The organism is Streptomyces sp. NPDC006314, from assembly GCF_040613075.1.
GTDB lineage: Bacteria > Actinomycetota > Actinomycetes > Streptomycetales > Streptomycetaceae > Streptomyces.
The window spans coordinates 274,892-298,784 of sequence record NZ_JBEXRL010000010.1; the positions used below are offsets into that span (position 1 = coordinate 274,892).

Genomic DNA, 23,893 nt, shown 5'->3' on the forward strand with positions numbered 1-23,893 from the left:
CGCCCGGCACAGCGGACGCACCACCCCCTCCCGCCCGACGATCAGCGCTGCAAGGCCGCCAGCTGCTCGGCGAACGGCACGACGGCTGACTCACCGGCCCGGACGGTCAACGGCATCAGCGCGGCCAACTCCCCCGCCGCCCGCTCGATCCGCTCGGCCAGCCCCTCCGCCCCCCAGTCCTCCGACGCGGCGTACACCCCGGTCGGCACGACCACGGCCCGCAGATACGCGAACAACGGCCGCAGCGCGTGCTCCAGCACCAGCGAGTGCCGGCCCGTGCCCCCGGTGGCCGCGACCAGCACCGGCTTGCCGGCCAGCGCGTCCTTGTCCAGCACGTCGAAGAACGACTTGAACAGCCCGCTGTACGACGCGCTGAACACCGGCGTGACGACGATCAGCCCGTCGGCCGCCGCCACCGCGTGCTGCGCGGCGGCCAGTGCCTTCCCGGCGAACCCGTTGGTGAAGTTGTGCGCGATCTCGACCGCGAGGTCGCGCAGCTCTACCACCTGGATGTCCACCGGTGTCTGCCGGTCCACCGCGGCGGCCAGCCGGTCGGCCAGCAGCCGGGTGGAGGACGGGACGCTCAGTCCCGCCGACACGACGACGAGCTTCATACCGTGGTCGCCTCCTTCGCGGCGAGCAGTGACTGGTGGGTCGGCGCCTGCGGCACTTCCGCCGGACGCCCGTCGGCGAACTCCCTGCGCAGCACCGGTACGACCTCCTCACCGAGCATGTCGATCTGCTCCAGCACGGTCTTCAGCGGCAGTCCCGCGTGGTCCATCAGGAACAGCTGGCGCTGGTAGTCACCGGCGTACTCGCGGAAGGACAGCGTCTTCTCGATGACCTGCTGCGGGGAGCCGACCGTCAGCGGGGTCTGCTCGGTGAAGTCCTCCAGCGAGGGCCCGTGCCCGTACACCGGCGCGTTGTCGAAGTACGGCCGGAACTCACGCACCGCGTCCTGCGAACTGCGGCGCATGAACACCTGACCGCCCAGTCCGACGATCGCCTGCTCGGGTGTGCCGTGACCGTAGTGGGCGTACCGGGTCCGGTAGTACTCGACCATCCGTTTGGTGTGGTCGGCGGGCCAGAAGATGTTGTTGTGGAAGAAGCCGTCGCCGTAGTACGCGGCCTGCTCGGCGATCTCCGGCGAGCGGATGGAGCCGTGCCAGACGAACGGCGGTGTGTCGTCCAGCGGGCGGGGCGTCGAAGTGAACCCCTGCAACGGCGTACGGAACTTCCCCTCCCAGTCGACGACGTCCTCGCGCCACAGGCGGCGCAGCAGGGCGTAGTTCTCGATGGCGAGGTTGATGCCCTCCCGGATGTCCTTGCCGAACCAGGGGTAGACCGGCCCGGTGTTGCCGCGGCCCATCATCAGATCGACGCGCCCGCCGGCCAGGTGCTGGAGCATCGCGAAGTCCTCCGCGATCTTCACCGGGTCGTTGGTGGTGATCAGGGTGGTGGAGGTGGAGAGGATCAGCCGCTCCGTCCGCGCCGCTATGTAGCCGAGCATGGTGGTCGGGGAGGACGGCACGAACGGCGGGTTGTGGTGCTCACCGGTCGCGAAGACGTCCAGACCGACCTCCTCGGCCTTCAGCGCGATGGCCACCATGGCCTTGATCCGCTCGTGCTCGGTCGGGGTGCGCCCCGTGGTGGGGTCCGGCGTGACATCGCCGACCGTGAAGATCCCGAACTGCATGGCCGCTCACCCTCCAGATTGTTGACGATTCAACTATACTCCGCCAACAGCCACCCCACCCCTGGTTATTCCGTCCCCTTGAGCCCCACGAATGCACCCCTCAGGCCCTGACTGTCCCGGCCCTTCGGACCTGGCGACTCCGGCCCTTCAGGCCTGGCGGACCGGCCCCTGAAAACCTGGCGACTCGGCCTCTCAGGCCCGGCCACTCGAGCGCCGCGGACCTGGTGACCCGAACCCCTCGGGTCCGGTGAATCCACACCATCGAGGCTGTCGACTCCACCCCCAGGCCTGGCTCCCCCCAGGCCTGGCGACGCCGACCACTCAGCCCCCGCCGCCCGGTCCCGTCAGCTTGGTGACGCGAACCCTCGGGCCGGCGCCTCGGACCCTCAGGCCTGGCTCCCCCGAACCCTCAGGCCTGGCACCTCCCCCAGGCCTGGTGACTCACCCCCTCGGGCCCGGCGATCCGACCCCTCGGGTCCGCCGACTGGGGTTCCGCAGGCCTGATGACCCACCCCCTCAGGCCCGGTCGCCAGCCCCGGCGACTCCGGCCCCCAGCCCTGGGGAGCCCGGCCTGGCTCTGCGCCCCTCAGGCCCGTTGGCTTTGACCCCTCAGGCCTGATGACTCCCCTCAGGGCTGATGACTCCCCTCAGGGCTGATGACTCACGCCCTCAGGCCCTGTCGCCTCCGGCCGCCAGCCCCGGCGACCACGGCCCCTGAGGCCTGGCGCCTCACCCCCCAGCCCTGACTCTGCGCCCCCTCGGACCCGGCGACCCCGGCCCCGCAGGTCTAGTGACCCCGATCCCTCAGGGCACCAGCACCAGCCGTCCCCGCAGCCCGCCCTCGGCCAGCCGGGCGTGCGCCTTGGACGCGTCCTGTAGGGCGAAGGTCTCCGCCACCCGCAGGCTCAGCGCCCCCTCGTCCACGAGCCCGACCAGCTCCGCCAGCCGCGCCCCGTCAGCGCTCACCTCCACGGCCGTGATCCGCACCCCGCGCACGGACCCGGGCTGCCGGCCGGGATGGGTACTGAGGAAGACCCCGCCGTCCCGCACCCACTCCAGCGCCGGCGCACCGAGCATCGCCGCGTCCAGCACCGCGTCCACGCTCCCCGGCTCCACCCCCTCGGCCGTGAAGTGCGCGGCCCCGAACGACCGCACCAGCTCCTCGTCAGCCGCGCGCGCATGCCCGGTCACCACGAGCCCACGGCGCGCGGCCAGTTGCACCGCGAATCCGCCGACCGCGCCCGCCGCGCCGGTCACCAGCAGCGACGCGCCGGGCTCCAGCTCCAGCAGGTCGAGGGCCTGGACGGCGGTCAGCCCGTTCAGCGGCAGCGTGCCCGCGTGCACCGCGTCCACCGTGACCGGCGCCTTGGCCACCGCGTCCGCGGCCACCACGACGTACTCGGCGTGCGCTCCCAGCGGATCGGCCACCCCCGGCACCAGCGCGACCACCTCGTCACCCACCTGCCAGGCGGCGGCCACGCCCACCGCGTCCACCGTCCCGGCGACGTCCCAGCCCAGCCCGATCGTCTTACCCGCCCCGCCGAAGAGACCGGCCCGCACCGCCAGGTCCACGGGGTTGAGCGCACCTGCAGCCACCTTGATCCGCACCTGCCCCGCCCCCGGCTCCGGCGCCGCCACCTCGGCGATCTCCACGGCCTCCGGACCACCGAACGTCCTCACCACAGCAGCACGCATGTCGACTCTCCCCGTACTCAAAGACACTTGTCGGATTCCCAACCGGTTTCCCGGCTACAGCGCCAACCTTAGGAGAGCTACTATCCAGAGGTAAGTAGTTACCTGAGAGTGCGTTGGTAACCCGGAGGAGAGAGCCATGGCGACCACGACCGCCGCCCAGCGACGCGAACAGGCCCGCGCCGACTACGACGCGTTCCTGCGCAGCTGCCCCACCAACCAGCTCCTCGGCCGGCTCAGCGACAAGTGGGTCGGCCTCGTCGTCGCCGCCCTGGCCGCCGGCCCCATGCGCTACAGCGACCTCGGCCGCAAGATCGCCGGCGTCAGCCCCAAGATGCTCACCCAGACCCTGCGCGCCCTGGAGCGGGACGGCATCATCAGCCGCACGGTCACCCCGTCCGTCCCGGTCCGCGTCGACTACGCGCTCACCCCGCTCGGCACGAGCCTCGCCTGCCTGCTGACCGCGGTGAAGGAGTGGGCGGAGAACCACTTCGAGGAGGTACGCGCGGCCAGGGAACACTACGACGAGGAGAACCCCGGCCGACCGACGGCTCAGAAGGCGTAGGCGTCCCCGGTGGCGAGGACGAGCACCGTCGCCCGGTCGTTCGTCCGGTCCTTGTCCACCACGCCCCCGCTCCACGCGGTGTCCAGCTCCAGCGTCACCTCCGACGTCCGCTCCCGCAGCCGTACCGGCACGCGCAGCAGCTCCCCCACCGCGTCCGCGGCCAGCGCCCCGGTCCCGCACACCACCGTCCGCTCGTCCTCGCGGATGCACCGGGCGGGCAGCCGCTGCCCGTCCGCCAGCTCCACCGACCAGCGCAACCGCACCGTGGCGTCGGCAATGGCGGCGGGCCCGTTGTTCCGCGGGGTCAGCTGGACCTCCACCTGGTCCCAGGTCATCACCGCGGTTCCGTGAAAGGCCAGGTCGGCCTCCGACACGGGAGCGGCCACCGCGATCCCCGGCGCCAGGACGGCGCCGGCGCACATCCCGGACAACACCCACGCCCGCAGCCGCAGGCCCCTCCCCACTCCGCCCACTCCTCCCACGCCGCACCACTCCTCGCCACCGCACGCACCAGCTCCGCCTGCCGTACGGATGTATGCCACGCGAGCCGCGCACCAGGCGCCCTCCAACAGGTGACGCCCCTCCCGCGTGCCAAGCTGCCCCCATGCCGATCCTCCGCTCCGCCGCCCTGTTCGTCGTCGCCGCGCTGTTCGAGATCGGCGGCGCCTGGCTGGTCTGGCAGGGCGTACGTGAGCACCGCGGCTGGCTGTGGGTCACCGGCGGCGTTCTCGCCCTCGGCGCGTACGGCTTCGTCGCCACCTTCCAGCCGGACGCCCACTTCGGCCGCATCCTCGCCGCCTACGGCGGGATCTTCGTGGCCGGCTCGATCCTGTGGGGTGTGCTCGCCGACGGCTACCGCCCCGACCGCTGGGACATCGCCGGAGCGCTGATCTGCCTGGCCGGCATGGCCGTGATCATGTGGGCGCCGAGGAACGGCGCCTGAGGCTCGCCTACGCTGGACGGAACCGACCCGCCGCCCCCAGGAGCAACCCATGGCCACCGCAGCCCCGTCCGTCGCCTCCCGCATCGCCGTCGTCACCGGTGCGAGCAGCGGCATCGGCGCCGCCACGGCCCGGCAGCTCGCCGAGGCCGGCTACCGCGTCGTCCTCACCGCCCGCCGCAAGGACCGCATCGAGGCCCTGGCCGAGGAGCTGACCAAGGCCGGCCACTCCGCGGTGGCGTACCAGCTGGACGTGACGGACCGCGCGGCCGTGGACGAGTTCGCGACCGCCTTCCAGACGATCGGCGTCCTGGTCAACAACGCGGGCGGCGCCCTCGGCGCGGACCCGGTGGCCACCGGCGACCCGGCGGACTGGCGCACGATGTACGAGACGAACGTCATCGGCACCCTGAACCTCACCCAGGCGCTGCTCCCCCAGCTGGTCGCGAGCGGCGACGGCGTGGTCGTCGTGGTGTCCTCCACCGCCGGGCACGGCACCTATGAGGGCGGCGCGGGCTATGTGGCCGCCAAGCACGGCGCCCACGTCCTCGCCGAGACCCTCCGCCTGGAGATCGTCGGCCAGCCGGTCCGGGTCATCGAGATCGCTCCCGGCATGGTCAGGACGGACGAGTTCGCGCTGACCCGCTTCGGCGGCGACACGGAGAAGGCGGCCAAGGTCTACGCGGGCGTCGCCGAGCCCCTCACCGCCGACGACGTGGCCGAGACGATCACGTGGGCGGTCACCCGCCCCAGCCACGTCAACATCGACCTTCTGGTCGTCCGCCCCCGCGCCCAGGCCTCCAACACCAAGGTGCACCGGGAGCAGTGATGCCCGACGACGACTCCTTCGAGAAACGCCGCCTGGCTCAGGAAACGAAGGACGAACGCCAGGTCTGGTACTTCCTGGCCTACTTCCTCTTCGGCATCCACTTCGTGGCCTTCGTGATGATCTACGCGGTCCGCCACGCGAAATAGGGCGGGCCGGTACGGTCCGGCCCGCCCTGACAGGGTGAGGGCGTCAGCCCTTCACGCAGACGACCTGCTTCAGCTTCGCCACGACCTGCACCAAGTCCCGCTGCTGGTCGATGACCTGGTCGATCGACTTGTAGGCGCCCGGGATCTCGTCCACGACACCGGAGTCCTTACGGCACTCCACGCCCCGCGTCTGCTCCTCCAGGTCCTTCGTCGAGAAGCGCCGCTTGGCCGCGTTACGGCTCATCCGCCGACCGGCGCCGTGCGAGGCCGAGTTGAAGGCCGTCTCGTTGCCGAGACCCTTCACGATGTACGAACCCGTACCCATCGAACCCGGGATGATCCCGTACTCGCCGGAGCCGGCCCGGATCGCACCCTTGCGGGTCACGAGCAGGTCCATGCCCTCGTACCGCTCCTCCGCCACGTAGTTGTGGTGGCAGGAGATCTCCGGCTCGAAGGTGGGCTTGGCCTTCTTGAACTCCTTGCGGATCACGTCCTTCAGGAGCGCCATCATGAGCGTGCGGTTGTACCTGGCGTACTCCTGCGCCCAGAACAGGTCGTTGCGGTAGGCCGCCATCTGCGGGGTGTCCGCGACGAAGACGGCCAGGTCGCGGTCGACCAGGCCCTGGTTGTGCGGGAGCTTCTGGGCCACGCCGATGTGGTGCTCGGCGAGTTCCTTGCCGATGTTCCGGGAGCCGGAGTGGAGCATCAACCAGACGGAACCGTCCGTATCCGTGCACACCTCGACGAAATGGTTTCCGCTTCCGAGCGTCCCCATCTGCTTGGTGGCACGTTCCTGGCGGAACTTGACCGATTCGGCAATCCCGTCAAACCGCCCCCAGAACTCGTCCCACCCACCGGTGGCCAGCCCATGGAACCGGCCCGGCTCGACGGGATTCTCATGCATCCCCCGCCCCACCGGAATCGCCTGCTCGATCTTCGACCGCAGCCGCGACAGATCCCCGGGAAGGTCGTTCGCCGTCAGTGACGTCCTCACCGCCGACATCCCGCATCCGATGTCCACGCCCACCGCGGCCGGGCACACGGCCCCCTGCATCGCGATGACCGACCCGACCGTCGCGCCCTTTCCGTAGTGGACGTCCGGCATCACGGCCAGACCCTTGATCCACGGCAGGGTGGCCACGTTCTGGAGCTGGCGCAGGGCCACGTCCTCCACCGTCGCGGGGTCCGTCCACATCCGGATGGGGACCTTCGCGCCCGGCATCTCCACGTACGACATACGTTCCTCATTCCCCCGGCAAAGGCAACAAAAGGCTTAGCGGCAACAAAACGCAAAAGCGGCGCCAAGGTCCATGAAAAGGGACAAGGGACCGGCGTCCACGGCAGTGCGTGCGATACACATTGTCTCCAGGGGGCGCCCCGCCGCGGCAAGCGAATAACCAGCGGGGACACTGGAGCACCAGGCGATCGGCCACCGTCGGATCGCACACCGTCGAGAGGAGCCCGACCGTGCAGCGCAAGGCGTACGTACCCGGCACCGCCGCCCTCCTCGCGGCGCTGCTGGCCGGCTGCACGAGCGGTTCCGCGGGTGACAGCCCGACGGACGACGCCAATCCGGGCGACGCCGGGACGACCATGGCCACCGCCGAGCCCGGCAAGTACCACACCCTTCCCGAGCCCTGCCGCGCGGTCGGCCACGACACGCTCGACTCGCTGTTGCCCGGCATCAGGCAGATCCCCGACCCGAGCCAGCGGGACAAGGCCTACCAGGGCGAGGCCTCGCTCACCTACGACACCGACCGCAAGGTCGGCTGCCACTGGAAGGTGGAATCGGCCGCCGCCACCGACCGCCTCGCGGTCGATTTCGAGCGCGTGGTGTCGTACGACAACGCGGTCAGCGACGACGACCAGGCGCAGAAGCTCTTCCAGGAGAAGGAGACGGCCGCCGACCTGCCCGATCCGGGCAGCGGCTCGGCGACGGCGGGGACCTCGTCCGCCACCCCGTCGCCCACGGCCTCCGCGAGCGATGAGGCGCCCCCCTCGGGCACCCCTTCCGGCTCCGCCTCGGGGTCCTCCTCCGAGCCCTCCCCCGGCGCCACCCCGGCCGGCCTGGAGCCGCGCGTCCTCCCCGATCTCGGTGACGAGGCGTACCTCGACGACCAGCTGAGCACCTCCGGCTCGACGGCCGAACAGCGCACGGTGACTGTGGTGTTCCGCACGTCCAACGTCGTCGTCACCCTTGAGTACGAGGAGCAGCCGACGGCCATGGGAACGGTCCCGGACAGCAAGGAAATGCAGGACAGGGCCCGTAATCTGGCCTCCGAACTGGCCGACACCCTCAACGGTTGACGGCCGCCGCGGCCCCACCCGGCCCCGCCCGCAAAGCAGTCGAACGGAAACCGCACAGCTCCCTCACCGCGTACCGTGGGGCCCCGCAGGAACCCGCACGAACACCGAGCGTCATGAGTGAAGGAACCATGCAGCGAGCAGCCCAGCGAGACGACCGTGCCACGGGGGTACCTCCCACGCCGTTCAGGCAGCGGGGGAGTGACCAGCGAGCCAAGCGCCTTCGCCGCGCTCTTGTCTGCGCGGCAGCCGTTCCCGCGGTACTGATCACCGCAGCCTGCTCCTCGGACTCGGGCGACTCCAAGGCCAAGGGCGGCGACGGCGGCTCCACCCAGCAGTCCGCGGACAGTTCCACGCAGCCCTCCGCCAGCGCATCCCCGACCGTGCGGGCGGCCGCGTACAAGAGGCTCCCGGATCCGTGCGCGGTGCTGCCGAAGAAGACCCTGACCGATCTGGTACCCAAGGGCGTCAAGTCGGGCAAGAAGGGCAGTTCGGACGATCCGTCGTCCCGTTCCTCCTGCGCCTGGAGCAGCCTGGACAACAACGGCGTCAAGGGGTCCCAGTTCCGCTGGCTGAACGTCTCATTGCTCCGCTTCGACTCGGACACCACACGGGGCGCCGGCGACGCGCAGGCGCACTCGTACTACACCCAGCAGGTCAAGGACGCCCAGGCGGTGGAGGGCGCCAAGAACCCCAAGGTGGTGCCGCTGTCCGGTACGGGCGCGGAGGCGACGGCGGTGCGCTACGACCTGAAGAAGAAGGAAGGCCTCTTCAAGCAGCAGACGGTCGTGGCCCGGGTCGAGAACGTCGTCGTCACCCTCGACTACAACGGCGCCGGCCTGGCGGGCGAGAAGACCCCGGACGCCGACGACCTGACGAAGGCCGCGGAGAAGGCGCTCAAGGACGCGGTCGCGTCCGTCTCGGCGGCCAACGGTGAAGGTTCTGCGCAGGGTTCGAGCACGACGGCCCCCGCGTCTCCCTCCAAGCCGGCCTCGAAGTCGCCGTCGAAGTCGCCGTCCAAGTCGCCCTCCTCCAGCGCGTCCCCGTCCAGGTCGGCCGCCAAGAAGGCCTGACCGGAGGGCCGGAAGGCCTGACCGGCGACACGTTCGCCGCACACGTGTGCCACTCTGTTGCGCGCAACATCACGCAAGGGAGGGGAGTACGAGTGGCCGCGCCACTGCAGCTGACTCGGATGCACCGCGCTCTCATCGGCGTGGTCGTGACCGGCGCGTTGATCATCGCTGGCATCGGCTTCGCCGGTTCGTACGCGGCCGTCCGTGAGCTGGCCATCAAGAAGGGCTTCGGGAACTTCTCCTACGTGTTCCCGGTGGGCATCGACGCGGGCATCTGTGTCCTGTTGGCCATGGACCTGCTGCTGACCTGGATCCGCATCCCCTTCCCGCTCCTCCGCCAGACGGCGTGGCTCCTGACGGCGGCGACCATCGCCTTCAACGGAGCCGCCGCCTGGCCGGACCCGCTGGGCGTGGGCATGCACGCGGTGATCCCGGTCCTCTTCGTCGTCGCCGTCGAAGCGGCCCGCCACGCCATCGGCCGCATCGCGGACATCACGGCCGACAAGCACATGGAGGGCGTCCGCCTCACCCGGTGGCTGCTCTCCCCGCTGCCGACGTTCCTCCTGTGGCGCCGCATGAAGCTGTGGGAGCTGCGCTCCTACGACCAGGTCATCAAGCTGGAGCAGGAACGTCTCGTCTACCAGGCCCGACTGCGCTCCCGCTTCGGCCGGGCATGGCGCAGGAAGGCTCCAGTGGAGTCGTTGATGCCCTTGAGGCTGGCCCGCTACGGCGTACCGCTGGCGGAGACGGCCCCGGCCGGCTTGGCGGCGGCCGGCATAGAACCGGTGCTCCTGCCCCCGGTCCCGCGACAGCCGCAGTTGGCGGCGGCCGATGCCGCCGCGGCCGCGGGCAGTCGCGCCGCCGGGGCGGCGTCCGTCCCACGGCAGGCGGCATCTCCCGGCGAGCAGCGCCCCGACGAGCCCCCGGTGGACGAGCAGAGCCCCTGGTTCCAGGCTCAGCGCGAGATCGAGTACCACGGTGGCTACGACCCCGCCTACGAGCCGCCCCCCGAGCCTCAGTACGAGCCCGAGGAACAGTACGAGGAGTGGTACGAGGAGCAGCCGCCCGAGCAGTTCCAGCAGCCCTCCCCCGAGGAGACCGGCAGCTTCCCCATCCCGGTGGGCCCGAACCGCACCCGGGAACTCGGCGAGGGCGGCGGCACCGCGGAGCCGGAGCCGACCGAGGACGACTACTACCTGGTCTTCCGCAAGTCGATCGACGGCAGCTATCCCACCGCCGCCCAGTTCCGGGACGACGTCGAGGCGACCTTCGGTATCGCTCTTCCCCCGCGGGAGGCCGACCGCATGGTCAACCGCTTCGCCGAGCGCCACACCCGGGACCTCAAGGAAGAGCACATCGCGTAAGGGCGCGAAGAACCGCAGCACGGCAGGAAGAAGGGGCCCTCCGGAAAGAGGGCCCCTTCTCCGTGCCGCCTACTCCCCGAGCAGGGCCCGCACCCGCTCCTGCCCCACCGCGAGCAGCAGCGTGGGCAGCCGAGGCCCGGTGTCCCGTCCCACCAGCAGGTGGTAGAGCAGCGCGAAGAACGACCGCTGAGCCGTCTTGATCTCCGGCGGCAGCTCCTTCGGCGTCGCGTCGGCCGAGAACCCGGCCTGCACCTTCGGCACGCCGTAGACCAGGTGCGTCAGCCCGTCCAGCGACCAGTGCTCGGCGAGCCCGTCGAGCAGGAGCCGTACCGACTGCTGGGACGCCTCGTCGAGGGACTTCAGCAGCTCGGCGTCGGGCTCGCCGCGGACGATCGTGCGCTGGTCGGCGGGGACGTGGGTGTTGATCCACGCCTCGGCCCTGTCGTACCGCGGGCGGGCCTCGTCCAGCGACGCCAGCGGCTGCTCCGGGTCCAGCTCGGAGAGGATGCGCAGGGCCTGGTCCTCGTGCCCGGCGGTGATGTCGGCGACGGACGCGAGCGTGCGGTACGGCAGCGGACGCGGCGTCTTCGGCAGCTCGCCGGCGGCCGTGCCCACCGCGCGCGTGTACGCGGCCACGTCCGCCGGCAGGGCGGAGCCGTCCGCGACCTTCCCCACCAGCTTGTCCCACTCGTCGTACAGCCGCTGGATCTCCTGGTCGAAGGCGATCTTGAAGGACTGGTTGGGCCTGCGCCGGGCGTACAGCCACCGCAGGAGCTGCGGCTCCATGATCTTCAGCGCGTCGGCCGGGGTCGGTACGCCACCGCGCGAGGACGACATCTTCGCCATGCCGGAGATACCGACGAAGGCGTACATCGGGCCGATCGGCTGCTTGCCGCCGAAGATGCCGACGATCTGGCCGCCGACCTGGAAGGAGGAGCCCGGCGAGGAGTGGTCGACACCGCTCGGCTCGAAGATCACACCCTCGTACGCCCACCGCATCGGCCAGTCGACCTTCCAGACCAGCTTGCCGCGGTTGAACTCGCTGAGCCGGACGGTCTCGGCGAAGCCGCAGGCGGTGCAGGTGTACGACAGCTCGGTGGTGTCGTCGTCGTACGAGGTGACGGTCGTCAGGTCCTTTCCGCAGTCGCCGCAGTACGGCTTGTAGGGGAAGTACCCGGCGGAGCCGGAGCTGCCGTCGTCCTCGGACGCGGCGCCCGAGCCCTCCTCGGCCTCCAGCTCGGCCTCGTCGACCGCCTTCTGCTGCTGCTTCTTGGCAGGGGCCTTCTTCGTCCGGTACTGGTCGAGGATCGCGTCGATGTCACCGCGGTGCTTCATCGCGTGCAGGATCTGCTCGCGGTAGGCGCCTGAGGTGTACTGCTCCGTCTGGCTGATCCCGTCGAACTCGACGCCCATCTGGGCCAGCGACTCGATCATCGTGGCCTTGAAGTGCTCGGCCCAGTTCGGGTACGCGGAACCCTTCGGGGCCGGCACCGAGGTCAGGGGCTTGCCGATGTGCTCGGCCCACGACTCGTCGATGCCCGCGACGCCCGCCGGCACCTTCCGGTAGCGGTCGTAGTCGTCCCAGGAGATCAGGTGACGGACCTGGTGTCCGCGGCGGCGGATCTCGTCGGCCACGAGATGCGGGGTCATGACCTCGCGGAGGTTGCCGAGGTGGATCGGGCCGGAGGGGGAGAGGCCGGACGCGACCACGACCGGTTTGCCCGGGGCACGGCGCTCCGACTCCTCGATGACCTCATCCGCGAAACGGGAGACCCAGTCGGTGGTCTCGGTGCTCTGAGCCACGATCGGCACGTCCTTCTTTCTGAACGGGTGACACTCCATTGTCACAGACCGACTTGCGACCGGGAAAACCGCTTTACCCCCCATGGGATACTGGCCGGGACTATCCATCCCCACGAGGAGAACGGCACCCATTCCTATGGCCTCGGTCACGTCCCTCAGCGACTCCGTCCAGCAGCACCTCGCGTCCGCCCTCTCGGCCACCCTGCCGGAGGCCGCCGACGCCGACCCGCTGCTGCGACGTAGCGACCGGGCGGACTTCCAGGCCAACGGGATCCTGGCGCTCGCCAAGAAGGCCAAGGCGAACCCGCGGGAGCTGGCCACGCAGGTCGTCTCCCAGGTGGTGACCGGTGACATGATCGAGGACGTCGAGGTCTCCGGCCCCGGCTTCCTCAACATCACGATCGCGGACAGGGCGATCACCGGGAACCTGGCCGCGCGGTACGCGGACGAGACGGGCCGCCTCGGCGTGCCGACCGCCGCGAACCCCGGTACGACGGTGATCGACTACGCGCAGCCGAACGTGGCGAAGGAGATGCACGTCGGCCACCTGCGCTCGGCGGTGATCGGCGACTCGGTGGTCCAGCTCCTGGAGTTCACCGGCGAGAACGCGATCCGCCGCCACCACATCGGCGACTGGGGCACCCAGTTCGGCATGCTCATCCAGTACCTGGACGAGCACCCGCACGAGCTGGACCACAAGGACGCCCAGGTGACGGGCGAGGAGGCGATGTCGAACCTCGACCGCCTCTACAAGGCCGCGCGCAGACTCTTCGACGCCGACGAGGAGTTCAAGACCAGGGCCCGCCGTCGCGTCGTCGACCTGCAGGCCGGTGACCCGCACACCCTCGCCATGTGGCAGAAGTTCGTGGACGAGTCGAAGATCTACTTCTTCTCCGTCTTCGAGAAGCTGGACATGGAGGTCCGGGACCCGGACATCGTCGGTGAGTCCGGCTACAACGACATGCTGGCCGAGACCTGCCGTCTGCTGGAGGAGTCGGGTGTCGCGGTCCGCTCCGAGGGCGCCCTGTGCGTGTTCTTCGAGGACGTCAAGGGCCCGGACGGCAAGCCGGTCCCACTGATCGTGCAGAAGTCGGACGGCGGCTACGGCTACGCGGCCACCGACCTCTCCGCGATCCGCGACCGCGTCTTCCACCTCAAGGCGAACACCCTGCTGTACGTGGTGGACGCCCGCCAGGCCCTGCACTTCAAGATGGTCTTCGAGACCGCGCGCCGGGCCGGCTGGCTGAACGACGACGTGACGGCGGTCCAGCTGGCCTTCGGCACGGTCCTCGGCAAGGACGGCAAGCCGTTCAAGACGCGTGAGGGCGAGACCGTCCGCCTGGTCGACCTTCTCGACGAGGCGATCGAGCGTGCCTCCGCGGTCGTACGGGAGAAGGCGCAGGACCTCTCCGAGGAGGAGATCGCCGAGCGCGGCACCCAGGTGGGCATCGGCGCGGTGAAGTACGCGGACCTGTCGACGTCGGCGAACCGGGACTACAAGTTCGACCTGGACCAGATGGTCTCGCTCAACGGCGACACGAGCGTGTACCTGCAGTACGCGTACGCCCGTATCCAGTCCATCCTGCGCAAGGCCGGCGAGGTCCGCCCGGCCGCGCACCCGGAGCTGGAACTGGCCGACGCGGAGCGGGCGCTGGGCCTGCACGCGGACGCGTTCGCGGAGACGGTGCGGGAGGCGGCGGCGGAGTACGCCCCGCACAAGCTGGCCGCGTACCTGTACCAGCTGGCGTCCCTGTACACGACGTTCTACGACAAGTGCCCGGTCCTGAAGGCGGAGACGCCGGAGCAGGTGGAGAACCGCCTGTTCCTGTGCGACGTGACGGCCCGCACGCTGCACCAGGGCATGGCCCTGCTGGGGATCAGGACGCCCGAGAAGCTCTGACACACAAGCCTTCGCGTCTGTCGGGACCCGTCTCCGCAGACGCGAAGGCAGCCCTCTGGCACACCTGTTCGTGCCTGGGCTCGCCGCGCTGAGCAGCGAAGATCCCACGACAGAGGGCGAACGGTCGATAAGCCATAACTCGGACGGCTTCTCCTGCGTTTCACCGGGTGCGGGTGAGTGCCCGCGACTATCTCTGGGAGAGGCAGGGAACCTATGAACCGGGTTACCCGTAACAGTGTGATCGCCATCGCAGCCGCCTCGGGTGCAATGGCTGTGGCATGTCCGGTGTACGCCGACTCCGCCGCGGACGGTTCCGCGGTCGGCTCACCGGGCGTGATCTCCGGTAACACGCTCCAGGTGCCGGTACACGCCCCGGTGAACGTGTGTGGCAACACCGTGAACGTGGTGGGGCTTCTCAACCCCGCCACGGGCAACGGGTGCGCCAACCAGGGCGGCGGCGGGTCCGGGGCGGCCCAGGCACCGGCGCCGGACCAGGCACCGGCGCCGGGCGGGGCCACCGCCGAGGGCGGCACGCACGACTCGCCGGGCGTCGCCTCCGGGAACGACATCCAAGTGCCGGTGCATGTCCCGGTGAACGTGAGCGGCAACAGCGTCAACGTGGTGGGCATCGGCAATCCCGCCGAGGACAACACGTCCACGAACACCTCCACCGACCGTCCTGACGAGCCTCAGCCCGAACCGCCCACGCGGGTCACTCCGCCGAAGCGCTCCGAGCCCCCGGCCAAGCCCCAGCCGCGTCCCGCGGAGCACGCGGTACCGAAGCCGGGAGCACCGACCGTGGGCGCCCTCGCCCACACCGGTGCGGACAGCACCTGGACGGCCGTCGCCGCGAGTGTGGCGTCGCTGGTGGGCGGGACGGTGCTGTACCGGCGCAGCACGCGGAAGCTCCGCGGCGAGGGATGATCCGAGGCGCGGAAAGACGGCCTCGTCGGTCCTGTTCCGATGAGGCCGTGCGCCGTACTCCCGGCTCCTCTGCTCTCCTGGGGTCGCCCACTCCAAGAGGCCTGTCGGTGAGCCCTCACTCCGAGGGCTCCCCGGCCTTCGCGTTGTGCTCGTGGACGGCCTCGATACGGCGCAGCAGGGCCTGCCGCACCGACTCCGGTGCGAGGACCCGCAGCGGTGTCGCCAGTCCGAGGAGGTAGCGGGCGAGGCCATCCGCGTCGGGGCCGCCGATGTCGATGAGCGTGGCGTCCGGGCCGTCGGGGCGGTGAGTGCCGACGGTCCCGGGGACGAGCCGCAGCGCCTGGTCCACGGGGAGCGGAAGGCGGATGGTCGCGGTCAGCGGATAGGGGCCGTTCGCGGTGTTGCGGGAGACCAGCAGCGCCGGGTCGGGCGGGTCGGTGATGTCCACCGGCTGCCCGGTGGGCCGGAGCCGTTCGACCCGGTCGGCCCGGAACGTCCGCCACTGCCCCCGGGCCACGTCCCGCGCGACGAAGTACCAGCGCCGTCCCGTGTGGACGAGACGGTACGGATCGACGTCCCGGACCGTGGCTCTGCCCTGTCCGTCGCAGTACCACAGACGGGCCCGTTCTCCGCGCCGGCAGGCGGCGGCCAGCTCCAGCAGCAGGCCGGACCGGATCCGCGGCTCCCCCGGCCCCGGGAGGCGTACGAAGGCGTCGTCCCACTCGCCCAGGCGGTCCGCGACCCGCTGCGGCAGCACCTGGCGCAGCTTCAGCAGCGCGGACAGCGCGGCCTGCTCGCCGCCTAGCGCGCCGCTCAGCGCCGCTTCGCGCAGCCCGACCGCCACCGCGAGGGCCTCCTCGTCGTCGAGGATCAGCGGGGGCACCCGGGATCCGGCACGGAGGCGGTAACCGCCCCAGGGTCCCGCGTCGGAGTCGACGGAATAGCCCAGTTCCCGGAGCCTGGCGATGTCCCGCCGGACCGTGCGGTCGGTGACCTCCATGCGCTCGGCCAGTTCCGCGCAGGTCCAGGACGGCCGGGAGGACAACAGGGACAGCAGTCGCAGCAGGCGGGCGGACGCGCTGATCACGGGCCGAAGTCTGCCATGACCAGGACCGGAACTGTCCTGGTCATGGCCTAACGTCGCCTCCATGAGCACGAACACCACTTCCACGCCCGCGTTCCGCTACGCCGCCGTCACCTTCGACTGCGCCGACCCTGCCCAACTTGCCCGCTTCTACGGTGAGTTGCTCGGCTTCCCGGTTCTCTTCTCCACCGACGACTTCGTCCTGCTCGGCCAGGAGGGCGCGGCCGGGCTCGGCTTCAACCGCCTGGCCGACTACCGCCCGCCCACCTGGCCGGACCCCGCCCAGGAGAAGCAGGCCCACATCGAGCTGGGCGTCGACGACCTGGAGGCCGCGGAGGCCCGGCTGCTGGCCCTGGGCGCCAAGAAGCCCGACTTCCAGCCGGCCCCGGATCGCTGGCGGGTCCTGCTCGACCCCGCGGGCCACCCGTTCTGCATCACCACACTCGTCTGAGGCCGAACGAACCCGCCTCGGCCGGTGAGAGGCGGGCGCGCCCTTCTCGGCCGATCGCCCGACGGGCCTCGATCCCGGTCGCGCGTCCAGGGCGAACACCGGCCTCTCATGTCAGTGCCTGCCCCTACAGTCACGTTCATGGCGACTCTTCCCAACCCCCTGCCCGCACTGGCGGCCGACCCGAGCGGGCGTTCCGCCGGGCTCCAGCTCCCGCCCGGGCGGCTGATCGACGCGACGATCGACGGTCCGTGGCGGGAGCCACTGCTGTGGCATGCCGGCGGGGCGGCCGCGCCCGGGCACTGGGCGGCCCTGGGCGCACCGGCCCGCCGGGCGGGCCTGCTCCCGGTGCTCATCGACGCGGGCGGCTCCCAGGGCGGACCCGAGGACTGGCAGCTGCGGCCCGGGCGCACCTCGTACCCCGGAGACCACGACGCCGAGGAGGTGCTCGCGGAGTACTGGGAGGACGAGGCCCCTGCGGGAGAGGAGGACGCGGAGGCGTACGGGCACGACGACGAACTGGCCGGGCTGCTCGCGCCGTTCGGCTTCGACTGGCCCGGCCTCGCGCCCGCCGGCCCCCTCACCGTCGACCCCGACACCTGTGCCGCCCGGCTGGCCGACTCGCTGGCCGACGGCTCCCCCGCCCGGTCGACGGGCGGGCCGCTGCTGGCCCTGGTACCGGCCCGGCGCTCCGCCGACATCCCCGCCGCCATCGGCTGGTCCGGCCCGCTCAACCACGAGTACGACGTGGCCCGCCTCTGCGCGGTCCTGCGCTCCTGGGAGGACCGCTTCGGCATACGGGTCGTCGCGCTCGGCTTCGACACGCTGGTGGTGTCCGTGGCCGCCCCGCCCGCGGACCTCGCCGGCGCCGAGGCGCTGGCGGCTGAGCACTTCGCGTTCTGCCCGGACAACGTCACGCAGAGCGGCTCGGGCGGTCTGGGCGACTACGCCAAGGATCTCGTCGGCGAGCGCGTCTGGCACTTCTGGTGGGACTGACCCGCCCAGGCCCTGTTCTCGTTTGGCTACGGCGAACGGACGTGTAGCGCAGGGTGATGCTCGGGGCTGGACCGGGCGCGAGGGTCGGCGGTACAGCGATTGGCGGTAGCAGGGCTTCCCCTTCGAGGTCCGCTTACCGGACTTTCGGCGCCGGATGGCTCACCAGGATGGTGCCGCAGTGAATGCCGGATCTACTGCGGCGGAGCCCCTGCCGTGATCACCGCGACCTGCGGCGGACCAGCGAGGCCGCGCTCCGGCTGCCGCGCGCTCGGGTGGTGCTCCTGTCCGTCCCGCCGTCGTCGTACATCGCAGCGGTCGAGCGGTATCTCACCGGTGCGGGCATCGCGAAGTCCTCCGCGTGGGTCTACCGGATCTCGCTCACGGCGTGGGGATGGATGTTCGCCGTCGAGCCCGCGCCGACCGGTCCCGCCCGCCGGGGCGCGAAGCCGCCCGTCTTCCGCTTCGCCGCGATCGACGCCCCGGCACCGCCGGAGGCGCCGGCCGGGCTGGCGGCGGCGCGGGCGGACGAGATGGGCGCCGACACCGTCAACCGGGAGCTGTCCATCGCGCGCAAGGCGATCGGCTGGTGGCAGCGACAGGGCTGGATCACCGGCGATCCGACGATCGGCATCGGGCGGCGGCGAGCACTGCCGCTTCCCTTGCGAGAGCAGGGCCGCCCACCCCGTCAGCCCAGTCCCCTGCCCAGCCTCCGCAGCCCCTCCCGGATCTCCTGCGGCGTCTGCGTCACGAAGCACAGGCGGAGCGTCGAGCGGTCGGGGTCACCGGCGTAGAAGGGGGCACCGGGGACGTACGCCACGTCCTGCTCCACCACCTTCGGGAGCAGGGCCGTGGTGTCGTACGTCTCCGGCAGCCTGACCCACAGGAACATGCCGCCCTCGGGACGGGTCCACGACGCACCCTCGGGCAGCGCATCGGCCAGCCCGGCGAGCATCGCGTCCCGGCGTTCGCCGTAGACGGCCCTGACCTTCTCGACATGGGCGTCCAGGACGTCCAGGTAGCGGGCTGCTGCCAGCTGGTTGACCGTCGGCGTGTGCAGGTCCGCCGCCTGCTTGGCGACCGCACACGCCCGGAGCAGTCCGGCGGGGGCGCGCAGCCAGCCCAGGCGCAGGCCGGGAGCCATCACCTTGGAGAGGGAGCCGAGCAGGACCGTCCTGTCCCCGGCGCCGGGGAAGGACGCGATCCAGGGGACGCGCCCGCCGTCGTAGCGGAGTTCGCCGTACGGGTCGTCCTCGACGATCCACAGGCCCTGGCGGGCGGCCACGGCGGCGATCGCCTCGCGGCGCGGCGCGGGCATCGTGCGGCCGGTGGGGTTCTGGAAGGTGGGGACGAGGTAGAGCAGCTTCGGGCGCTCGCGGCGGACCGCCTCTGCCAGAGCCTCCGGGTCCACTCCGTCCGCGTCGCCCGGCACGGCCACCACCCGTGCTCCGGCCAGCCCGAAGACCTGAAGTGCCGCGAGATAGCAGGGGCTTTCGACCAGGACGGTGTCGCCGGGTTCGAGCAGGGCCGTCGCCAGGAGGGACAGCGCCTGCTGCGAACCGGTCGTGACCAGCAGGTCGTCGGGGCCGGTGGGCAGGCCCTCGGCGGTGATCCGGGACGCCAGCCCCGCCCGGAGCGCCGGTTCGCCCTCGGTGGTGGAGTACTGGAGCGCCTGGGCCGGGGACTGCGCCAGCACCTCCTGGAACGCGGCGGCTATGCCGTCCCGGTCGAAGAGTTCCGGTGCCGGGAGCCCGCCCGCGAAGTTGATGACCTCGGGGCGTGCGGTGACCGCGAGGATGTCCCGGACCGGCGAACCGCCCACGCCGAGGGCGCGGGCGGCGAGCGGCGGGACGGGGGCAGCGGGCGGCGCGGGTTCGGTGACGGTCATGGCACGGCTCTCCTTGGCTCCGGGTCCCGTCACACTAGATAAGTACGTGCCATCTACACTGGTAATTCCGCGATCCGGACGCCGTGCCGTGGAACCCGGCAAAGCCACCGCCCACGACCGCAGTTGGAAAAAAAGTTCCCGGGCCGTATGCGTGAACGGTCATACTGGCCAGGCATCCCAGGATGCGCGACCACCATCGGACCTGTACGAAAACGGGGACTCTTGCACACCTCGAGACAACTCAAGAACCGCCTGAACGGTGCCGTGTTCGGCACCGTTCTGTGTCTGGCGCTGACTGCATCGGCGTCCGGCGTGGCATCGGCCGCCGGGGGAACGGCGACCGAGGGAACGGCGGCCGCCGCACCGCGATCCGTCGTCAGCGCTCCGAGGCTCCCCAAGGGATCCCCGGTCATCGAGGCCATGAACTGGTTCGTGTCCCACAAGGGCGACACCTCCTACCACGGCCGCTGCGAATACGCGGTGGCTGCGGCCTGGAACCGCCACATCGTCCACTACTCGGCGAAGGAGCACTGGCAGTCCGACGACGGGGCCCGGCACACGACGGGCACCCCGCCCACCGCGGCCTTCGTGTTCTGGAAGACGCAGAGCCCCTACTGGCACGTGGGCCTGTCGGACGGCAGGGGCGGCGTCTGGATGACGGACGCGGCACCCAACGGCGCGATCGGCTTCAAGCCCCACTACAAGACCGCCACCAGCGGCACGTACCTGGGATGGAAGTCCGGCAGCCCGTGATCCGACGCCGGCTCCTGGCACCGGCGCGCGTCCTCCAGGGCGAGCAGGCCGCCCTCGGCGCGTACGTGAAGGGGCTGATCGGCGAACCGGCCCGGACCGCCCGGTGGGGCTGAGGCCGGGTGAGCATCGACCGACGCGTCCCCGAGAAGGCGGCGATCCCGGGGACGCGCTCGCCGACCCGGGGCCCGGCCCGGTCCCGCCGGGTGGGCCGGGCGCCCGGCGCCCGGCCCGCCCGGGGTGAAGGTCAGCCCGCCTGGCGGACCTTCTGAGCCGCCTCGGTGGCCCAGTAGGTAAGGATGGTGCGCGCCCCGGCCCGCTTGATGCCGGTCAGGGTCTCCAAGATGGCCCGGTCCCGGTCGATCCAGCCCTTCTCGGCGGCGGCCTCGATCATCGAGTACTCGCCGGAGATCTGGTAGGCGGCGACGGGTACGTCCACGCTGTCGGCGACCCGGGCGAGGATGTCCAGGTACGGCCCGGCCGGCTTCACCATCACCATGTCGGCGCCCTCGGCCAGGTCCAGCTCCAACTCCCGCAGGGACTCCCGCCAGTTGGCCGGGTCCTGCTGGTAGGTCTTCCGGTCGCCCTGCAGCGAGGACGCGACGGCCTCGCGGAAGGGCCCGTAGAAGGCGGAGGAGTACTTGGCGGTGTAGGCGAGGATCGCCACGTCCTCCCGCCCGATCTGGTCGAGCGCGTCGCGGACGACGCCGATCTGCCCGTCCATCATGCCGCTAGGGCCGACGACATGGGCACCGGCGTCGGCCTGCACCTGCGCCATCTCGGCGTACCGCTCCAGGGTGGCGTCGTTGTCGACCCGCCCCTGGGCGTCCAGCACCCCGCAGTGCCCGTGGTCGGTGAACTCGTCCAGGCACAGGTCGGACATGACGAGCAGGTCGTCACCGACCTCGGCCCGCACATCGCGCAGCGCGACCTGCAGGATGCCGTCCGGATCGGTACCGACCGTGCCCTGCGCGTCCTTCTTGGGCTCCTCCGGCACGCCGAACAGCATGATCCCGGAGATCCCGGCCTCAACGGCCTCCAGCGCGGCCTTCTTCAGGCTGTCCCGGGTGTGCTGCACGACACCGGGCATCGCCGCGATCGGCACCGGCTCGCTGACGCCCTCCCGGATGAACGCAGGAAGGATGAAGTCGGCGGGGTGCAGTCGTGTCTCGGCGACCATCCGCCGCATGACGGGCGAGGTCCGCAGCCGCCGAGGACGCGTACCGGGGAAGGATCCGTACTTCGTCATGCCTTCTACGCTACGCCCGCCCGACCCCCGCCTTTGCCGACGCCCTGTCGGGCCCGGAGGGACATGGGCGCTGCGCTCCGGAAGGACGGGACATAGGCTCGTGGGTGGCAGACGTCGTCGCCGAGGAGGGGGCTCCGGGATGACCGGGACAGTGTCAGCAGCCAGCAGCAACGGCGTGTACTCGTTCACCAAGCCGAACCGGGACAGCATCACGCTGCTCGCCGGGCTGGGTGTGGAGGGCGACGTGCACGCCGGTGTGACGGTCAAGCACCGCTCGCGGGTCGCACAGGACCCCACCCAGCCGAACCTGCGCCAGGTCCACCTCATCCACGAGGAACTCTTCGCCGAGGTCGGCGCGGACGGGTTCACGGTGACGCCCGGTGACCTCGGTGAGAACATCACCACCCGCGGCATCGACCTGCTCGGCCTGCCGGTCGGCACGCTGTTGCGCATCGGCGAGGACGCGCTGCTGGAGGTGACCGGCCTGCGCAATCCCTGCCAGCAGATCGACGACTTCCAGGACGGGCTGCTGAAGCGGGTCGTCGGCCGCGACGAGAACGGGAACATCGTGCGCAAGGCCGGGATCATGAGCATCGTGAGGGAGGGCGGCACGGTGCGTCCGGGCGACATGATCGAGGCAGAGCTGCCCAGCGGACCGCACCGGCCCCTGGAACGCGTCTGACGCCCCTCCCCCTCCGCAGCCCGAGCACACGCCCCAAGCGGTCCGCCAGCCCCTCGACCAGCAGCAGTCCGTAGCCGGACTCGGCGGGCACGTCGGCCGCGGCCCTCGGACCGGCAGGTGATCACCCTGGATGTCGGTCACCTCGATGCGCAGGACACTCCGCGCGGTGAACCGGCAGCGTGAGGCGGAAACTACGGCGACGATCAGCCGGGCCGGGTCCAACGGCAGGGCCCGCGCACGCAGTTGCCCGGCCGCGAGCAACCGTCCGAGGCGGGCGCCACGACAGGTCGCGGAGAGAGGGACGAAGAACTCGTGCGTCGGGGTGTGAGGGGTGGAGATTCACCCATTCACATCACTCAGCGTGTCCATGCGTGCGTAGCCTGTGAAGCATGGCGGCCCGTGCGACCGGCGGCTGTCCGTGCGGTGACCGGTTCCGTCCGGGTCGTACGGAGTGACCGGTGACGGGCGGGACCGGTTGGGCCAGGAAGGGCGCGGCGGGAGGACAGCGAACGTGAGCGACTGGGACGCGGGGCTGGAAGACGACGAGGCTGGGGCCGTGATGCGCACGGTCGTACGGCAACTCAGACTGTGGCGGGAGGAGGCCGGCCTCACCCAGGCCGAGTTGGGGGCGGCCATCGGGTACGGGGAGGAGTTGGTCTCCTCGGTGGAGCGGGGGCGGCGGATTCCCCGGCCGGAGTACCTGGACGCGGCGGACGAGGTGCTGGGCGCGGGCGGCAAGATCGCTGCCATGAAGGGGGATGTGGCGGAGGTTCGGTACCCGAAGAAGGTGCGGGATCTTAAGAAGCTGGAGACGCACGCCGTTGAGCTGTGTGCGTACAACATCTCGGTCGTTCATGGGTTGTTGCAGACGAAGGAGTACGCGCGTGCGGTGCTCAGCGCCCGTCGCCCATCCTTCACTGCCGACGAGCTGGAGCAGCAGGTGGCCGCCCGCGTGGCACGACAGGAAATTCTCGACGATACGGCGGCGCGACCTGTCTTCAGCTTTGTCCAGTGTGAGTCGACGCTCCGCCGGCTCATCGGAGGCAAGATGGTCATGCGCGGGCAACTCGAACGGCTGCTGGAGGTCTCCGAGTTCCGCAACGTCGACCTCCAAGTGCTGCCCCTGAGCCGCGAGGAGAACTCGGGGCTCGACGGATCCTTCAGGTTGCTCAGGCTCAGGGACGGCACCACGGTCGGCCACATCGAGGTGGTGCACGTCAGTCGCGTGATCGCCGATCCGAAAGAGGTGCAACTCCTCGACATCCAGTATGGGATCATCCGGGCGCAGGCTCTCAGTCCACGGGAGTCGACGGCCCTCATCCAGAAAGTGCTTGGAGAGACATGAAGCTGGAGTGGATAAAAAGCAGCTACAGCACGTCTAGCGGCCCGGACTGCGTCGAGGTGGCCACCCCGGACGAGACCCGCATCCTCGTCCGCGACTCCAAGACCCCGAACGGCCCCCGCCTCGCCCTCTCCCCCACCACCTGGGCGACCTTCCTGCCGTACGCCTCCGGGCACGGACGGCACTGAACGCCTCGGGGGTGCCCGGACAAGCCTGGGCAC

Annotated in this window: 25 protein-coding genes; 16 read left to right on the plus strand and 9 right to left on the minus strand. The window is 70.8% G+C overall.

The genetic code is table 11. The features are described from left to right. Positions 1–41 precede the first annotated feature (41 nt). The 3 genes from ABZ079_RS20880 to ABZ079_RS20890 form a co-directional block, all read right to left on the minus strand. The gene (locus ABZ079_RS20880; protein WP_356940903.1) at positions 42–614 is read right to left on the minus strand and encodes an FMN reductase; all 573 of its coding nucleotides are present in this window, start codon (positions 612–614) and stop codon (positions 42–44) included. Further along, positions 611–1,696: an LLM class flavin-dependent oxidoreductase gene (locus ABZ079_RS20885; protein ID WP_356940904.1), complete on the minus strand. Its 1,086-nt coding sequence runs from the start codon at positions 1,694–1,696 to the stop codon at positions 611–613. The genes ABZ079_RS20880 and ABZ079_RS20885 overlap by 4 nt, the downstream gene beginning before the upstream one ends. Before the next feature lie 804 nt (positions 1,697–2,500). After that, a complete protein-coding gene (locus tag ABZ079_RS20890) occupies positions 2,501–3,391 on the minus strand; it encodes an NADP-dependent oxidoreductase (protein ID WP_356940905.1) in 891 nt (296 codons plus the stop codon). A gap of 136 nt (positions 3,392–3,527) precedes the next feature. Here ABZ079_RS20890 and ABZ079_RS20895 point away from each other — a divergent pair, with 136 nt between their 5' ends. Then, complete coding sequence (locus tag ABZ079_RS20895; RefSeq protein WP_356940906.1) at positions 3,528–3,953, plus strand: helix-turn-helix domain-containing protein; 426 nt, start codon at positions 3,528–3,530, stop codon at positions 3,951–3,953. Here ABZ079_RS20895 and ABZ079_RS20900 read toward each other — a convergent pair. Next, positions 3,941–4,417: a hypothetical protein gene (locus ABZ079_RS20900; RefSeq protein ID WP_356940907.1), complete on the minus strand. Its 477-nt coding sequence runs from the start codon at positions 4,415–4,417 to the stop codon at positions 3,941–3,943. The two genes, ABZ079_RS20895 and ABZ079_RS20900, sit on opposite strands and share 13 nt — an antisense overlap. A 140-nt stretch (positions 4,418–4,557) precedes the next feature. Here ABZ079_RS20900 and ABZ079_RS20905 point away from each other — a divergent pair, with 140 nt between their 5' ends. Genes ABZ079_RS20905 through ABZ079_RS20915 form a run of 3 tightly spaced genes read left to right on the plus strand, consistent with a single transcriptional unit; the run spans position 4,558 to position 5,868 of the window. Beyond that, complete coding sequence (locus ABZ079_RS20905; RefSeq protein WP_356940908.1) at positions 4,558–4,896, plus strand: YnfA family protein; 339 nt, start codon at positions 4,558–4,560, stop codon at positions 4,894–4,896. Positions 4,897–4,945: 49 nt separating this feature from the next. After that, positions 4,946–5,722, plus strand: coding sequence for an SDR family NAD(P)-dependent oxidoreductase (locus ABZ079_RS20910; RefSeq protein ID WP_356940909.1), 777 nt, complete (start codon positions 4,946–4,948; stop codon positions 5,720–5,722). After that, on the plus strand, positions 5,722–5,868 hold the full coding sequence (locus ABZ079_RS20915) for a hypothetical protein (protein ID WP_356940910.1): 147 nt from the start codon (positions 5,722–5,724) through the stop codon (positions 5,866–5,868). The genes ABZ079_RS20910 and ABZ079_RS20915 overlap by 1 nt, the downstream gene beginning before the upstream one ends. A 43-nt stretch (positions 5,869–5,911) precedes the next feature. On the opposite strand, the gene ABZ079_RS20920 is transcribed toward ABZ079_RS20915, so the two are convergent. After that, on the minus strand, positions 5,912–7,105 hold the full coding sequence (locus tag ABZ079_RS20920) for an RtcB family protein (RefSeq protein ID WP_356940911.1): 1,194 nt from the start codon (positions 7,103–7,105) through the stop codon (positions 5,912–5,914). Positions 7,106–7,335: 230 nt separating this feature from the next. On the opposite strand from ABZ079_RS20920, the gene ABZ079_RS20925 reads away from it, so the two are divergent. The 3 genes from ABZ079_RS20925 (at position 7,336) to ABZ079_RS20935 (ending at position 10,609) form a co-directional block, all read left to right on the plus strand. After that, positions 7,336–8,175, plus strand: coding sequence for a DUF3558 domain-containing protein (locus tag ABZ079_RS20925; RefSeq protein WP_356940912.1), 840 nt, complete (start codon positions 7,336–7,338; stop codon positions 8,173–8,175). 113 nt (positions 8,176–8,288) lie between these two features. Next, positions 8,289–9,245 (plus strand): DUF3558 family protein, encoded by a 957-nt coding sequence (locus tag ABZ079_RS20930; RefSeq protein WP_356940913.1) that lies wholly within the window; start codon positions 8,289–8,291, stop codon positions 9,243–9,245. Positions 9,246–9,364: 119 nt separating this feature from the next. After that, positions 9,365–10,609 (plus strand): DUF2637 domain-containing protein, encoded by a 1,245-nt coding sequence (locus tag ABZ079_RS20935; RefSeq protein WP_356940953.1) that lies wholly within the window; start codon positions 9,365–9,367, stop codon positions 10,607–10,609. A 69-nt stretch (positions 10,610–10,678) separates the two neighbouring features. Here ABZ079_RS20935 and lysS read toward each other — a convergent pair whose 3' ends face one another. Then, the gene (lysS, locus tag ABZ079_RS20940; protein ID WP_356940914.1) at positions 10,679–12,421 is read right to left on the minus strand and encodes a lysine--tRNA ligase; all 1,743 of its coding nucleotides are present in this window, start codon (positions 12,419–12,421) and stop codon (positions 10,679–10,681) included. A 127-nt stretch (positions 12,422–12,548) separates the two neighbouring features. Here lysS and argS point away from each other — a divergent pair, with 127 nt between their 5' ends. Beyond that, positions 12,549–14,312, plus strand: a complete 1,764-nt coding sequence (argS, locus tag ABZ079_RS20945; protein WP_356940915.1) for an arginine--tRNA ligase — start codon at positions 12,549–12,551, stop codon at positions 14,310–14,312. A 237-nt stretch (positions 14,313–14,549) separates the two neighbouring features. Then, on the plus strand, positions 14,550–15,236 hold the full coding sequence (locus ABZ079_RS20950; RefSeq protein WP_356940916.1) for a chaplin family protein: 687 nt from the start codon (positions 14,550–14,552) through the stop codon (positions 15,234–15,236). 115 nt (positions 15,237–15,351) lie between these two features. Here ABZ079_RS20950 and ABZ079_RS20955 read toward each other — a convergent pair whose 3' ends face one another. Then, entirely contained in the window at positions 15,352–16,323 is a 972-nt protein-coding gene (locus ABZ079_RS20955; RefSeq protein WP_356940917.1) for a YafY family protein, read from the minus strand. 61 nt (positions 16,324–16,384) lie between these two features. On the opposite strand from ABZ079_RS20955, the gene ABZ079_RS20960 reads away from it, so the two are divergent. The 3 genes from ABZ079_RS20960 (at position 16,385) to ABZ079_RS20970 (ending at position 18,555) form a co-directional block, all read left to right on the plus strand. Beyond that, positions 16,385–16,771, plus strand: a complete 387-nt coding sequence (locus ABZ079_RS20960) for a VOC family protein (protein WP_356940918.1) — start codon at positions 16,385–16,387, stop codon at positions 16,769–16,771. 138 nt (positions 16,772–16,909) lie between these two features. Next, positions 16,910–17,764 carry a DUF4253 domain-containing protein gene (locus ABZ079_RS20965; RefSeq protein ID WP_356940919.1) on the plus strand — a complete coding sequence of 285 codons (855 nt, stop codon included), beginning with the start codon at positions 16,910–16,912 and terminating at the stop codon, positions 17,762–17,764. Between the two features lie 182 nt (positions 17,765–17,946). Then, positions 17,947–18,555, plus strand: a complete 609-nt coding sequence (locus ABZ079_RS20970) for a hypothetical protein (RefSeq protein ID WP_356940920.1) — start codon at positions 17,947–17,949, stop codon at positions 18,553–18,555. Here the strand turns inward: ABZ079_RS20970 and ABZ079_RS20975 are convergent. Further along, a complete protein-coding gene (locus ABZ079_RS20975) occupies positions 18,450–19,649 on the minus strand; it encodes a PLP-dependent aminotransferase family protein (protein ID WP_356940921.1) in 1,200 nt (399 codons plus the stop codon). The genes ABZ079_RS20970 and ABZ079_RS20975 overlap by 106 nt on opposite strands. Before the next feature lie 420 nt (positions 19,650–20,069). On the opposite strand from ABZ079_RS20975, the gene ABZ079_RS20980 reads away from it, so the two are divergent. Further along, positions 20,070–20,402 (plus strand): hypothetical protein, encoded by a 333-nt coding sequence (locus tag ABZ079_RS20980; RefSeq protein WP_356940922.1) that lies wholly within the window; start codon positions 20,070–20,072, stop codon positions 20,400–20,402. A 244-nt stretch (positions 20,403–20,646) separates the two neighbouring features. Here the strand turns inward: ABZ079_RS20980 and hemB are convergent, their stop codons facing one another. Continuing rightward, positions 20,647–21,648 (minus strand): porphobilinogen synthase, encoded by a 1,002-nt coding sequence (gene hemB / locus ABZ079_RS20985; protein WP_356940923.1) that lies wholly within the window; start codon positions 21,646–21,648, stop codon positions 20,647–20,649. Positions 21,649–21,787: 139 nt separating this feature from the next. On the opposite strand from hemB, the gene ABZ079_RS20990 reads away from it, so the two are divergent. The 3 genes from ABZ079_RS20990 to ABZ079_RS21000 all read left to right on the plus strand — a co-directional run bounded on the left by ABZ079_RS20990 (position 21,788) and on the right by ABZ079_RS21000 (position 23,860). Then, positions 21,788–22,330 carry an MOSC domain-containing protein gene (locus ABZ079_RS20990; protein ID WP_356940924.1) on the plus strand — a complete coding sequence of 181 codons (543 nt, stop codon included), beginning with the start codon at positions 21,788–21,790 and terminating at the stop codon, positions 22,328–22,330. A 511-nt stretch (positions 22,331–22,841) separates the two neighbouring features. Continuing rightward, positions 22,842–23,675, plus strand: a complete 834-nt coding sequence (locus tag ABZ079_RS20995; protein WP_356940925.1) for a helix-turn-helix transcriptional regulator — start codon at positions 22,842–22,844, stop codon at positions 23,673–23,675. Beyond that, entirely contained in the window at positions 23,672–23,860 is a 189-nt protein-coding gene (locus ABZ079_RS21000) for a DUF397 domain-containing protein (RefSeq protein WP_356940926.1), read from the plus strand. The genes ABZ079_RS20995 and ABZ079_RS21000 overlap by 4 nt, the downstream gene beginning before the upstream one ends. The last annotated feature ends 33 nt before the right edge of the window (positions 23,861–23,893 follow it).